Consider the following 12,557-nt stretch of genomic DNA (forward strand, 5'->3'; position numbering starts at 1 on the left):
CGCACGCACCGTCAGGCGCCTGTCGCAGCTCGCCTCAGGCGACTGCCTGGAGCCGGCCGCGCGCATGATCGGCCATCCAGCGTTCGGCGATGGGCGCGATCTGGCTGCGCCACTTCGACCCGTTGAAGATGCCGTAATGGCCGACACCCGTCGCGAGGTGATACTGCTTGCGCGCGTCCGGAAGGTTCGGCGTGATGTCGAGCGCGGCGCGCGTCTGCCCGACGCCGGAGATGTCGTCGCGCTCGCCTTCGATGCACAGGATCGCGGTGTCGGTGATCGCGCCGGCATCGACCTTGCGCCCGCGGTGGGTCAGCAGGCCGCGCGGCAGGAGGAACTCCTTGAAGACCGCGTTCACGGTCTGGAGATAGAACTCCGCCGTCATGTCGCACACCGCGAGGTATTCGTCGTAGAAGATCTTCGTCGCTTCGGCGCTTTCTCCGTCGCCGACGACGAGATGCTTGAACATCGCGTAGTGGCTCATCATGTGGTTGCCGAGGTTCATCGACATGAATCCGGCCAGCTGCAAGAAACCCGGATAGACCCGGCGACCGCCGCCCGGATACTGCACCGGCACGGTCTGGATCAGGTTCTGGCGGAACCAGGCGAGCGGCCTTGTCGTCGCCATGTCGTTCACCTCGGTCGGCGCCTGGCGGGTATCGATCGGGCCGCCCATCATCGTCAGGGTCGCGGGGCGGCACGGATGCCGGTCCTCGTTCATGACCGCGGTCGCGGCAAAGGCAGGGACCGACGGCTGGCACACGGCCATGACGTGGGTGCCGGGGCCGATATGCTCGAGAAACGAGATGACGTAGTCGATGTAGTCGTCGAGGTCGAAGCTGCCCTCGGCCATCGGCACCAGCTTCGCGTCGGCCCAGTCGGTGATGTAGACCTCTGCGTTTTCCAGCATCCGCTCGACCGTGCCGCGCAGCAGCGTGGCGTAGTGCCCGCTCATCGGCGCGACGATAAGGAGCTTGGGCGCATCGGCGGGCAGACCGGCATGTGTAAACCGCTTGAGGTTGCCGAAGGGGCGATGCAGCACGTCAGCTTCGATGACATCGCGGGTCTTGCCGCCGCTTTCCACCGTGCGGATTCCGAAAGCGGGCTTCGTGCGCGGCGCGGCGGCGTGCGAGAACACCTCCATCGCCGAGGAGATCGCGGGGCCGAAGCCGGTATAACCGAGCGGATTGCGCGGATTGGCGAGCCATTCGGCACCGATCGAGGCCGCGGCGCTGGCTCCGGCCAGCCATGCCCTCTGCACCTCGTAGATCTGGTAGAGCAAATGTCTTCTCCTGATAACGCGTATCGTCAATATCTGCCTTGGGCACCGTTGTTGCAATGCACAAAGATGTTAGTCGATTGCAAAGCGCGCAAGTCCTGCAAACCTTTGCGATTTTTTTCACCGCGACGCCGCCTGACCGCTTAGAGGCCGTTGCGGCTGGCGATTACCGGCCGGGCGGGCTTTGCGCAGGGTGCAGTTTCGTCTAGGGCGCTGGCCATGGCACGCAAGCGGCGGGGCGGGGCGCCGGAACCCTCGCATCAGCATGAAGCGCCCCGGGCCGAAAGCATCGGCCCGCTGCGGCTGCTGGCCAAGGCGGCGGGCGAATATCCCGGACTGGTCGCAGCGACGCTGGTGGCGCTGGTCATCTCTTCGGCGGCGACGCTCGCCATCCCGTCGGGTTTCAAGCTCATCATCGATCGCGGCTTCGGCCCCGGTGCGGGAGGCGACATCGGGCGCTGGTTCCAGTACCTGCTGCTCATCGTCATCGTGCTGGCCATCGCCACGGGCCTGCGCTTCTTCTTCGTGTCATGGCTGGGCGAACGGGTCGTCGCCGACTTGCGGACGCGGGTGAACCGCCACCTGCTGACGATGCCCCCTTCCTTCTACGAGGAGAACAGCCCCGCCGAGATCGCCAGCCGGATGACCAGCGACACCGCAATCATCGAACAGGTGGTGTCGAGCACCGTGTCGGTCGCGCTGCGCAACGTGCTGACCGCGATCGGCGGCGTGGCCTACATGTTCTATCTCGCCCCCGGCCTGTCGATCTACCTGGTGCTGGCCATTCCGCTGGTGATCGGGCCGATCGTGATGTTCGGCAAACGGGTGCAGTCGCTGTCGCGCGACAGCCAGGACCGCCTGGCCGATGTCGGCGCGATGACCAACGAGGTCCTCGGCGCGATGCAGATCGTGCAGGTCTTCAACCAGGAAGAGCGCGAGCGCGACCGGTTTCGCGCCGCCGTGCAGCGCGGGCTCGACACCGCCAAGGCCCGCATCAAGACCCGCGCGCTCCTCACCACGGTCGTCATCCTCATGGTCTTCGGCGCGATCACGCTGCTCTTGTGGAAGGGAGCGATCGACGTTTCGCAAGGGCAGATCAGCGGCGGCACGATCGCCGCCTTCGTCATCACCGTCGGCCTGGTGTCGGGCGCGTTCGGAGCGCTGACCGAAGTCTACGGCAGCCTGCTCCAGGCGGCCGGCGCGGCGCAGCGGATGGAAGAACTGCTCGCCACCCGGCCCGCGATCACCGCGCCCGAAAGGCCGCAGACCCTGCCGGTGCCGCCGCGCGGCGCGATCGCCTTGCAGGGGGTCACCTTCCGCTATCCCAGCCGCGCGGATCGCGCGGCGCTCGACGCGTTCACCCTGACGGTCGAACCCGGCGAGACCGTGGCCATCGTCGGCCCGTCCGGCGCGGGCAAGTCGACGCTGTTCCAGCTCGTCGCCCGTTTCTACGACCCGCAGGCGGGCAGCGTGAGGATCGACGGGGTCGACCTAACCCGCGCGGACCCGGCCGAAGTGCGCCGCCGCATTGCGATGGTGCCGCAGGAATCGGTGCTGTTCGCCGCCAGTGCCCGCTACAACATCCAGTACGGTCGCCCCGACGCGAGCGACGAGGAGATCTGGGACGCCGCCCGCGCCGCGAATGCGGAGGATTTCCTGCGCGACCTGCCCGACGGGCTCGACACCTTCATTGGCGAAAGCGGCGCGCGCCTTTCCGGCGGCCAGCGCCAGCGCCTCGCCATCGCGCGCGCCCTGCTGCGCGACGCGCCGATCCTGCTCCTCGACGAAGCGACAAGCGCGCTCGACGCCGAGAGCGAGCGCCTGGTGCAGTCGGCGCTCGAACGGCTGATGGCCGGGCGCACGACGCTGGTGATCGCCCATCGCCTCGCCACCGTGCGCGCCGCCGACCGGATCGTGGTGATGGACCGGGGCCGGATCGTGGAGGAAGGCGATCACGACAGCCTGACCGCGCGGGGCGGCATCTATGCCCGGCTCGCCCGGCTGCAATTCCACGAACCGTCGCGCGAGGCGCTGGGCCTGGCCTGACGTCCGGCGGCTCTGCGGGGCATGGGCACGGCGTCGGCACGGGGCCCTGGCACGGCTCGCCCGTCGCAACGGCTTGACCTCGCGACAGGCTCGGTTCATCGATCAAGTATCAAAAGAAACCGACGAGCGTCGTCCCCCGGTCGGCGCGTTCAGGCTATGGCCCTTGGCCATCGAAAACACGAAAAGCGGGACTGAAGCCATCACCATGAAGCGTATCATCCTTGCCGCCGGCTGCTCGGCGCTCACCCTCGCCCTCGCCACCCCGACCTTCGCGCAGGATGCGCCGACCGCCGCGACACAGGCTGCCGCGCCAGTCATCGTCGATCCCGATCCGATGACCTGGCCCGCGATGGGCTTCAACCCGGCCGACGTCGACGCCTCGGTCAAGCCGGGCGACGACTTCCACGCCTACGTCAACGGCAAGTGGGAAGTGGCCAACCCGATCCCGCCGCAGTTCCGCGCCTACGGCGTGACCACCGATCTCGCTCTCAAGGCCGAAAAGCAGGTCGCGCAGATCATCACCGAGATGGGCGCCGCGCATGCCGCCAAGGGCACCTTGCAGCAGAAGGTCGGCGACACCTACAACTCGTTCCTCAATCGCGATGCGATCGACGCCAGGGGCATGGCCCCGGCGCAGGCTATCCTGAACGATCTCTACGCGGTGCAGAGCCAGGAAGACCTGGCCCGCTTCTTCGGCAGGCCCGGCATGCCCGACCCCTTCGGCCTCTACGTCGGGGCCGACGACCTGCATCCCTCGGTCAACCAGGTCTTCTTCTCGATCGGCGGGCTGGGCCTGCCCGACCGCGACAACTACCTGGTCGACAGCGAGAAGAATCTCGAGACCCGCGCCAAGTACAAGGACTACCTCGCTTTCCTGCTCGGCAAGGCCGGCTACCAGGATCCGCGCAGCGCGGCAGAGGCGGTCTACGCGCTCGAACGCCGCATCGCCGTGCTCGACTGGGATCGCGCGGTGTCGCGCAATCCGCAGCTGATCTACAACGAGCTGACCCGCAGCGAGCTGACCGGCATGCCGAGCCAGTTCCCGATGCAGACCTATCTCGACGCGATGGGCCTGGGCGCGAAGGATACCTTCCAGGTCATGGAAATGCGCCCCGACGCGGCAGAGGCGAAGACGCTGGGCCTGAGCGATGCCGACATGGCCAAGCTGGGCGCGGGCTTCCCGGCGCTGGTCAAGCTGGTCGGCGACACCGACCTTGCCACGTGGAAGGCGTGGACCGCGGCGCAGTTCCTCAACTCCTACGCCTCGGTCCTGCCCAAGGATATCGAGGACGCGCAGTTCGCCTTCTGGGGCCAGTACATGGGCGGCCAGCAGGTGCAGCGTCCGCGCGACAAGCGGGCGATCAGCCTCGTCAACAGCCGCCTGGGCGAGGCGGTCGGTCAGATCTACGTCGAACGCAACTTCTCGCCCGAGGCGAAGGCCGCGATGTTCGACCTCGTCGCCAACCTGCGCACCGCGATGCGCCATTCGATCGATTCGCTGTCGTGGATGGACCCGGCGACGAAGGCGCAGGCGCTCGACAAGCTGTCGAAGTTCAACGTCAAGATCGGCTATCCCGACAAGTGGGAGACATACGAGACCCTCGAGATCAGCCCCGACGACGCGCTGGGCAACAGCCTCGCCGCGGCGAAATGGAGCTGGGAACAGGATCTCGATGACCTGTCGAAGCCGGTCGACAAGGAAAAGTGGCACATGTCGCCGCAGACGGTGAACGCCTACTACAACACCTCGAACAACGAGATCGTCTTCCCCGCCGCCTACCTGCAGGCGCCCAACTTCGCGCTGAGCGCCGACCCGGCGGTGAACTACGGCATCATCGGCACGACCATCGGGCACGAGATCAGCCACGGTTTCGACGACCAGGGATCGCAGTACGACGGCGACGGCGTGATGCGGAACTGGTGGAAGCCCGAAGACCGCGCCAAGTTCGAGGCGGCGGCGAAGAAGCTGATCGCGCAGTACGATGCCTTCTGCCCGCTCGACGACGGCAAGACCTGCATCAACGGGCGGCTGACGCTGGGCGAGAACATCGCCGACCTCGCCGGGCTGAAGATCGCCTACGACGCCTACAAGCTGAGCCTGAACGGCAAGGAAGCGCCGGTGATCGACGGGCTGACCGGCGACCAGCGCTTCTTCATCGCCCACGCCATCGGCAACCGCGGCATGTGGACCGAACAGCTGACCCGCACCATCCTGCAAACCGATCCGCATTCGCCCGACAAGGCGCGGACCAACGTGGTGCTGGCCAACTTCGATCCGTGGTACAAGGCGTTCAACGTGAAGCCGGGCGACAAGATGTACATCAAGCCCGAGGACCGCGTGCGGGTGTGGTGATCGCCGCCTGATCTGCCGCAAAGCCGCCAACCGCCCGGCGCACAAGCCCCCGGTCGCTCTTGACTTGGGACTGGCGCCGGGCGACCGGTCGCGCACATGGAAAATCTCGCCCTGACCGCAGTGCTCCTCGGCATCGTCGAGGGACTGACCGAATTCATCCCGGTGTCCTCCACCGGGCACCTGATCCTCGCATCGGCCCTGTTCGGCTACGATGCCGAGGAGTGGAAGGTGTTTAACGTCGTCATCCAGCTCGGCGCGATCCTCGCAGTCGTGGTGCAGTACTGGCGCACGTTCTGGGCGGCCGGCATCGGCATCCTCAACCGCCATCCCGAATCGATCCGCTTCTTCGTCAACCTCGTCGTCGCGTTCCTGCCGGCGGCGGTGATCGGACTGATCCTCAAGGATTACATCGACATCCTGCTTGGTAGCCCGATGGTCGTGGCCTGGGCGCTGATCGGCGGCGGCATCGCGATCCTGGTGGTCGAGAAATACGCCCGCCACGACGGCGGGCCGAGCGGGATCGGCCAGCTGCCGGTCAGACAGGCGCTGGGCGTCGGCTTCATCCAGTGTCTGGCGATGATTCCTGGCGTCAGCCGATCTGGCGCGACGATCATGGGCGCGCTGGCGATGGGCATCGAACGGCGCACCGCGGCCGAATTCAGCTTCTTCCTCGCCATCCCGACGATGCTCGGCGCCTCTACGCTGGAGATCATGGACAACCGCGCGCTGCTCGCATCGAACGCGATGACCGTCGGCTGGACCGAGATCGCGATCGGCTTCGTCGTCTCGTTCATCGTCGCGCTGATCGTGATCCGCGCTTTCGTCGCCTTCGTCAGCCGCAAGGGTTTTGCCCCTTTCGCGTGGTACCGCATCGTCATCGGCATCATCGCGCTTTTCGTGCTCGGTGCCGCGACAAACGGCTGATCCGCCACGCTTTCACGCCTTCATGGGGCTCTGTATCGCACTCGGCTCGTCGACTTTTCCACATCCTCCCGGAACCATATCAGGGCTCGCCACGTTTCCCGATCAAACACCAATTCAAGGAAACGTGCGATGGGCATCATCATTCTTATCATTGTCGGTGGCATCATCGGCTGGCTCGCCAGCATCGTGATGCGCACCGATGCGCAGCAGGGCATCCTGCTCAACGTCGTCGTCGGCATCGTCGGCGCGCTGCTGGCCGGCCTGATCGTCGGCGGGAACACGATCATGAACGGCTTTAGCCTCACGGCGCTGCTGTTCTCGTTCCTGGGCGCCGTCGTCCTGCTTGCGATCGTCAACCTGTTTCGTCGTGGTCGGGTTCGCTAATAGCGGCGTGAACACATGAAAACTTGGGGGGTGACAGCCGATCTGTCGCCCCCCGCCTTTATAAAAGGGGAAAGTAGCATGAAGAAGATTCTCACCGTCGCGGCCGCCGCCGCTCTCGGCCTGACCCTCGCGGCTTGCGACAGCGGCGCCGAAAACCAGATGGAAGATCAGGCCGAGGCCGTCGACGAAGCGGCGGAAGCGACTGCCGACGCGATGGAAGACGCCGGCCAGATCACCGACGAGCAGGCCGACGCCATCGAAGACGCCGGTGAAGCGACCAAGGACGCCATGGAAGACCAGGCCGACACCATGGACGCCGCGCCGCAGTAATCTGCGCGCAATCGCATCCAGACAGGCGGCACCGGGGCAAACCCGGTGCCGTTTGCATTTGGGGTGAAGGGGCTTTTCGGCTATCGCCCACCCTGCTCGCGCTTGACTTGGCAGCCCCTTTCGCGCAAAGGCGCACCGCTTTGCAACACGGCTGCACCGATTCCGTGTTCGCAGATTTACGATTTTCGCGAGTTTGACCGTTCGCGAGGCTGGATCCGTCCCGCCCCGCGGCCACAGGAATTATCAGGAATACGCCATGGCGAAGCCCGCAACCGTAAAGATCCGGCTGGTCTCCACCGCCGACACCGGCTTCTTCTACGTCACGAAGAAGAACCCGCGCAACCAGACCGAGAAGATGGTGCAGCGCAAGTACGACCCCGTCGTGCGCAAGCACGTCGAGTTCAAGGAAGCCAAGATCAAGTGATCCGGCAGCGGCGGGAGCATCGCTTCCGCCGCGCCTGAACGGACCGCGGGCCCACCCCGCGGCCGTCTTGGGCCTGGGTCCATCCTGCGAACCGGCCCACTACCCCGCGCTCCCGCGCCGTCCTGTCGGCAGACGGTATTCGGCCGTTTTTCGGGAACGCCCCCGGTTCACGACGGGTTCAATGCCCGATTGGTAAACGAACCGGGATGAACATGACCACATTCAAGACCCGCACGGCCCGCGCTATCGGCGTCGGCCTCCTTGCGCTCGCGGCCCCCGCGACGCTCATCGCCCCTGCCGCGCCCGTCGCGGCGGCGACATCCTCTTCCGCCCGCATGGACAACGCGGTGAAGGCGCTTCGCGCGATCACCACGATGAAGGCCGACTTCACGCAGGTCGACCGCAGCGGCCAGCGCGTGTCCGGCACGATGACGCTGAAGCGGCCCGGCAAGATCCGCTTTCAATACCAGAAGGGCATCCCGATGCTGATCGTCTCCGACGGCAGCCGCCTGACGATGCTCGACTACGAAGTGAACCAGAAGCAGGTCTGGCCGATCAAGAACAGCCCGCTTGGCGCCCTGCTGAAGCCGGATGGCGACATCTCGCGTTACGGCAAGCTGATGCCGACCGGCAGCTCGGCGGTGACCAGCATCCGTATCAAGGATCCGTCGCATCCCGAATACGGCACCCTGACCATGATCTTCGAAAACAAGGCGAGCGCGCCTGGCGGCATGGAGCTGGCCGGCTGGGTGTCGGTCGACGCGCAGAACAAGATCACCAAGGTGCACCTGGACAATCATCGCTACGGCATGAGCGTGGGCGACGGAACTTTCACGTTCAAGGACGTTCGGGCCCGCACGAAGCGGTAACCGCTCGCCTCGAGGACTGATAAACATCGATGCCGGGCCGCCGTTCAGGTTGGCCCGGCATTTCTCGTTCACCCGTGCGAGGGCGGCGATGAAACGCGGTTAAGGCCGGGTTTCCGTTCATCTGGGCGACAGGGCCGCAGCCCTAAAACTGGTGGCACAAGATGAGCGGGTCCGGGTTTCCCCCCTGTTGCCCGGTTCCAAGCGAAGTTCATCTTGCCGAGCGTGACGAACGCGAATGGAAGCCCTCGACCCACTGCCCCCGGGTCGGGGGTTTTTCATGTCCACGGTGCGCGCGACGGCTTTGGCCGGTGGACTTTGCGGGCGCGGTCACTATTTGCGTCTCCCATGGTTTCTGTTGCCACCTGGAACATCAACTCCGTCCGCCTTCGCATCGACCAGGTCGAGCGCGTCCTGGCCGAGCAATCGCCCGACGTCCTCTGCCTGCAGGAGATAAAGTGCGCCGAACACCTGTTCCCGCACGAAATGTTTGAACGACTGGGTTACAGCCACCGCGCGATCCACGGGCAGAAGGGCTATCACGGCGTCGCAACCGTCAGCCGCATTCCCTTCACCGAGTTCAGCCGCCACGACTGGCAGGACAATGGCGAGGCGCGCCACGTCGGGGTCGAACTGCAAGGCACCGGCCAGGGCCTGATCGTCGAGAACGTCTACATCCCCGCCGGCGGCGATGTCGCCGACCGCGAGGTGAACCCCAAGTTCGGCCAGAAGCTCGACTTCCTCGAACGCATGACCCGCTGGGCCGAGGCGATCGACCGGCCGACGCTGCTGGTCGGCGATTTCAACATCGCGCCGCTGGACTGCGACGTCTACGATCACAAGGCGCTGCTCAAGGTGGTCAGCCACACCCCGGTCGAGGTCGAGACGCTGGGCCGCCTCGCCGATGCGCACGGCTGGGTGGACCTGGGTCGCAAGCACATACCCGCTCCGGAGCGCAATTATTCGTGGTGGTCCTACCGCTCCTACTGGCGCGACAAGGACCAGGGGCGCCGGCTCGACCACATGTGGGCCTCGCCGGACCTTGCCGCGCAGTCGGTGTCGCACCGCTTCGTCGAGGAAACGCGCCGCTGGGAACAGCCGTCGGACCACATCCCCCTCATCACCGAGTTCGCTCTGTGAACCGGTTCCGCCCTGCGAGTGGTTGGAAGCCTTGCGGGTGACGCACCCCAACGCCCGCCACGCCGCGCAGGCGATCGACGCGCTGCGTCACGGCTGGCCGATCCGGCTGGCGGGCGAGGATGGCACCCTGACGCTGCTCTGCGCCGAGACGGGGTACGAAAGCGGGGCGACGACCGCGCCGCGCCTGCTCATTTCCGCCGCCCGCGCCGCCACGCTGAAGCTGGCCAACCAGCGCGAGGCCGCCCTGCCCGATGCGCCGGCGCTGATCCGCGCCGCAGACCCCTTCACCCTGCCGCTGGCCCGCGCGCTGGCCGACCCGTCGCAGGACCTGTCGCATCCGCTGGCGGGCCCGTTCAAAGCCGAAGCCATCGAGGCGGCGCAGGCCGCGCAGGCCGCGATGATCCTCGCGCGCCTTGCCGGGGTGCTTCCCTGCTTCCTCGTCGATCCCGACCCGTGCGAGAACGCGGTCGGCTGCACGGTCGCCGACCTTGCCGCGTTCCAGGATCCCGCCCGCCTGTCGATCCAGGCCCGCGCCCACCTGCCCACCGCCGCCGCGGACGCCTGCGAGATCGTCGCCTTCCGCGCGCCCGACGACTTGCGCGAGCATGTCGCCCTGATCGTCGGCGAACAGCGGTCCGACAGGACACCGCTCGTCCGGCTCCACTCCGAGTGCCTGACCGGCGATGTCCTCTCCAGTTTGAAATGCGATTGCGGGCCGCAGCTCGACGCCGCGCTCCACGCCATGGCGGATGAGGCGACGAGCGGCGGCTTTGGCGTACTGCTCTACCTGCGGCAGGAAGGGCGCGGCATCGGCCTCATCAACAAGCTGCGCGCCTATCGCCTGCAGGACCAGGGCTACGACACGGTCGATGCCAACAACCGGCTCGGCCTGCCGACCGAGGCGCGCGATTTCCCGGTGGCGGCGCGGATGCTCCAGCTCCTTGGCATCGGCGCGATCCGGCTGATGACCAACAACCCGGCCAAGGTCGCCGCGTTGGAGGACGTGGGCGTGACGGTGAGCGACCGCGTGCCGCACCGCCTGCCCGCCAATCCGCACAATGCCCGCTATCTCGACACCAAGCGCGATCGGACCGGTCACCTGCTCTGAAACGGCGGGGCGGAAAAAGCCCTTGCAATGGAACGGCGCCGTGCCCATTTTGATGGCGCGGTACCGGGCCCCTCTGGCGCGGCGCCTTTCGGCTCATGCACAGGAAGTCGCCACGTGATGTCGGACCGCATCGGGCAATCCCGATGCATGGTCCGGACTGGCGTTCCCTCGCGAAACCCGTCGGCTTCATCGTCTTGCCCGATCGAACGCAACGTTTCGGCAGGGAATGAACGATGACCAATTCGATGTATCTGCTTCTCGAACGCCTGCAGCGGATCGATGAGGCGCTGCGCCTAGCCCGGTCGGCCACGCGGCCGGACAACCGCAGGATCGCGCTGCTCGGCCTGCGCCGCGCCTGGCTGCGTCACCGGCTGACGCGGATGTCGCGCAGCGCCGCCCCGCGCCCCGTCCTGACCGCCTGACCGGGAGCGCACGACCATGGAATTCCTCTTTGCCGACTGGCTCGGCACCCCGGCCTGGTTCTGGCTCGCCTTTCTCGCGCTCGTCGCGGCGCTGACTGCGTTCGACCTCGGCATCCTGCACAAGGAGGACCGGGAAATGGGCATCGGCGAATCGCTGAAGCTCACCGGCTTCTACATTGGCATCGCGCTGCTGTTCGGCGGTTGGGTCTGGTACGCCAAGGGCGACACCGCCGGGATGCAGTACTTCACCGGCTTCTTCATTGAAAAGGCGCTGTCGATCGACAACGTCTTCGTCATCAGCCTGATCTTCACCTTCTTCGCGATCCCGGCGAAGTACCAGTACCGTGCACTGCTGTGGGGCATCATGGCGGTGATCGTGCTGCGCGGCCTGATGATCGCGGGCGGCGCCGCGCTGGTGCAAGAAGCCTACTGGGTTCTCTACATCTTCGCCGCGTTCCTGGTGTTCACCGGCATCAAGATGTTCTTCACCTCGGACCACGATCCCGACATCGGCAACAACCCGGCGGTGCGCTGGATCAGCCGACACATGCGGGTGACGAAAGAACTGCACGACCAGCATTTCTTCGTGAAGGTGCCCGACGAGAAGACCGGCAAAATGGTGCACGCGGCGACCCCGCTGTTCCTCGCGCTGGTGGTCATCAACCTTGCCGACCTCGTCTTCGCGGTCGATTCGGTGCCGGCGATCTTCGCGATCACCACTGACACCTTCATCGTCTACACCTCGAACATCATGGCGATCCTGGGCCTACGCGCACTCTATTTCGCGCTCGCGGCGATGATCGATCGCTTCACCTACCTGAAGTATGCGCTCGCCGCGGTGCTGGTGTTCATCGGCAGCAAGATCTTCGTCACCGACTTCGTGCTGGGCGGGGACAAGTTCCCGCCGGTGCTGAGCCTGGGCGTGACGTTCGCGCTGATCGCGGGCGGCGTGGTCTTCTCGCTGTGGAAGACGCGAAAGCAGGAGCCTGCCGTCCTGAAGTAGAAGTGCAGCCGCCGCGGCGGACAATCCCGTCGCGGTGGCCTGCCGGGGATCAGTCGTCGTGCCGCGGCGGCCTGCGGATCAGTCGTCCTGCCGCGGCGGCCTGCCGCGACGGGGCCGCTCGGTCTTGCCGACCTTGACCCCCCGCTTGCCCAGCGCCTCGCGCAGCAGACACTCGATCTCGGCGTTGACCGAACGCAGGTCGCGCGCCGCCATTTCCTCGACCGCGGCGTGGAGCGCCGGGTCGAGGCGAAGGGCAAAGGGCTTTCTCGTACTCATCGCTC

Annotated in this window: 13 protein-coding genes; 11 read left to right on the forward strand and 2 right to left on the reverse strand. The window is 66.2% G+C overall.

Translation table 11 applies throughout. The annotated features are described in order from the left end of the window. Positions 1 to 34 precede the first annotated feature (34 nt). Entirely contained in the window at positions 35 to 1,279 is a 1,245-nt protein-coding gene (locus J2X37_RS06180) for a polyhydroxyalkanoate depolymerase (RefSeq protein WP_310018962.1), read from the reverse strand. Between the two features lie 216 nt (positions 1,280 to 1,495). On the opposite strand from J2X37_RS06180, the gene J2X37_RS06185 reads away from it, so the two are divergent. From J2X37_RS06185 to J2X37_RS06235, 11 genes are all read left to right on the forward strand, one after another. Then, on the forward strand, positions 1,496 to 3,322 hold the full coding sequence (locus tag J2X37_RS06185; RefSeq protein ID WP_310018964.1) for an ABC transporter transmembrane domain-containing protein: 1,827 nt from the start codon (positions 1,496 to 1,498) through the stop codon (positions 3,320 to 3,322). A 205-nt stretch (positions 3,323 to 3,527) separates the two neighbouring features. Next, on the forward strand, positions 3,528 to 5,675 hold the full coding sequence (locus J2X37_RS06190; protein ID WP_310018967.1) for a M13 family metallopeptidase: 2,148 nt from the start codon (positions 3,528 to 3,530) through the stop codon (positions 5,673 to 5,675). Positions 5,676 to 5,771: 96 nt separating this feature from the next. Further along, positions 5,772 to 6,599, forward strand: a complete 828-nt coding sequence (locus J2X37_RS06195) for an undecaprenyl-diphosphate phosphatase (protein ID WP_310018969.1) — start codon at positions 5,772 to 5,774, stop codon at positions 6,597 to 6,599. A gap of 129 nt (positions 6,600 to 6,728) precedes the next feature. Further along, complete coding sequence (locus J2X37_RS06200; protein WP_310018972.1) at positions 6,729 to 6,983, forward strand: GlsB/YeaQ/YmgE family stress response membrane protein; 255 nt, start codon at positions 6,729 to 6,731, stop codon at positions 6,981 to 6,983. Positions 6,984 to 7,061: 78 nt separating this feature from the next. After that, the gene (locus J2X37_RS06205; RefSeq protein ID WP_310018974.1) at positions 7,062 to 7,313 is read left to right on the forward strand and encodes a hypothetical protein; all 252 of its coding nucleotides are present in this window, start codon (positions 7,062 to 7,064) and stop codon (positions 7,311 to 7,313) included. Positions 7,314 to 7,569: 256 nt separating this feature from the next. Beyond that, positions 7,570 to 7,737 (forward strand): 50S ribosomal protein L33, encoded by a 168-nt coding sequence (gene rpmG / locus J2X37_RS06210; RefSeq protein ID WP_310018975.1) that lies wholly within the window; start codon positions 7,570 to 7,572, stop codon positions 7,735 to 7,737. 212 nt (positions 7,738 to 7,949) lie between these two features. Beyond that, positions 7,950 to 8,606, forward strand: coding sequence for an outer membrane lipoprotein carrier protein LolA (locus J2X37_RS06215; RefSeq protein WP_310018978.1), 657 nt, complete (start codon positions 7,950 to 7,952; stop codon positions 8,604 to 8,606). A 345-nt stretch (positions 8,607 to 8,951) separates the two neighbouring features. Beyond that, positions 8,952 to 9,743 carry an exodeoxyribonuclease III gene (locus J2X37_RS06220; RefSeq protein WP_310018980.1) on the forward strand — a complete coding sequence of 264 codons (792 nt, stop codon included), beginning with the start codon at positions 8,952 to 8,954 and terminating at the stop codon, positions 9,741 to 9,743. A 37-nt stretch (positions 9,744 to 9,780) separates the two neighbouring features. Beyond that, on the forward strand, positions 9,781 to 10,851 hold the full coding sequence (gene ribA / locus J2X37_RS06225) for a GTP cyclohydrolase II (RefSeq protein ID WP_310018982.1): 1,071 nt from the start codon (positions 9,781 to 9,783) through the stop codon (positions 10,849 to 10,851). Between the two features lie 233 nt (positions 10,852 to 11,084). Then, a complete protein-coding gene (locus tag J2X37_RS06230; RefSeq protein ID WP_310018984.1) occupies positions 11,085 to 11,273 on the forward strand; it encodes a hypothetical protein in 189 nt (62 codons plus the stop codon). A gap of 16 nt (positions 11,274 to 11,289) precedes the next feature. Further along, complete coding sequence (locus J2X37_RS06235; protein ID WP_310018986.1) at positions 11,290 to 12,276, forward strand: TerC family protein; 987 nt, start codon at positions 11,290 to 11,292, stop codon at positions 12,274 to 12,276. Between the two features lie 78 nt (positions 12,277 to 12,354). On the opposite strand, the gene J2X37_RS06240 is transcribed toward J2X37_RS06235, so the two are convergent. Continuing rightward, a complete protein-coding gene (locus J2X37_RS06240; protein ID WP_310018989.1) occupies positions 12,355 to 12,552 on the reverse strand; it encodes a toxin-antitoxin system HicB family antitoxin in 198 nt (65 codons plus the stop codon). Between the last annotated feature and the right edge of the window lie 5 nt (positions 12,553 to 12,557).

It is taken from the genome of Croceicoccus sp. BE223 (assembly GCF_031457155.1).
In the GTDB taxonomy this organism is placed as follows: Bacteria; Pseudomonadota; Alphaproteobacteria; order Sphingomonadales; family Sphingomonadaceae; genus Croceicoccus.

What these genes read in the sequence shown, in the direction of transcription:
- J2X37_RS06185 (WP_310018964.1), top strand. Translation starts at nt 1,496, where the DNA reads ATGGCACGCAAGCGGCGGGGCGGGGCGCCGGAACCCTCGCATCAGCAT.
- J2X37_RS06190 (WP_310018967.1), top strand. Translation starts at nt 3,528, where the DNA reads ATGAAGCGTATCATCCTTGCCGCCGGCTGCTCGGCGCTCACCCTCGCC.
- J2X37_RS06195 (WP_310018969.1), top strand. Translation starts at nt 5,772, where the DNA reads ATGGAAAATCTCGCCCTGACCGCAGTGCTCCTCGGCATCGTCGAGGGA.
- J2X37_RS06200 (WP_310018972.1), top strand. Translation starts at nt 6,729, where the DNA reads ATGGGCATCATCATTCTTATCATTGTCGGTGGCATCATCGGCTGGCTC.
- J2X37_RS06205 (WP_310018974.1), top strand. Translation starts at nt 7,062, where the DNA reads ATGAAGAAGATTCTCACCGTCGCGGCCGCCGCCGCTCTCGGCCTGACC.
- rpmG (WP_310018975.1), top strand. Translation starts at nt 7,570, where the DNA reads ATGGCGAAGCCCGCAACCGTAAAGATCCGGCTGGTCTCCACCGCCGAC.
- J2X37_RS06215 (WP_310018978.1), top strand. Translation starts at nt 7,950, where the DNA reads ATGACCACATTCAAGACCCGCACGGCCCGCGCTATCGGCGTCGGCCTC.
- J2X37_RS06220 (WP_310018980.1), top strand. Translation starts at nt 8,952, where the DNA reads ATGGTTTCTGTTGCCACCTGGAACATCAACTCCGTCCGCCTTCGCATC.
- J2X37_RS06230 (WP_310018984.1), top strand. Translation starts at nt 11,085, where the DNA reads ATGACCAATTCGATGTATCTGCTTCTCGAACGCCTGCAGCGGATCGAT.
- J2X37_RS06235 (WP_310018986.1), top strand. Translation starts at nt 11,290, where the DNA reads ATGGAATTCCTCTTTGCCGACTGGCTCGGCACCCCGGCCTGGTTCTGG.
- J2X37_RS06240 (WP_310018989.1), bottom strand. Translation starts at nt 12,552, where the DNA reads ATGAGTACGAGAAAGCCCTTTGCCCTTCGCCTCGACCCGGCGCTCCAC.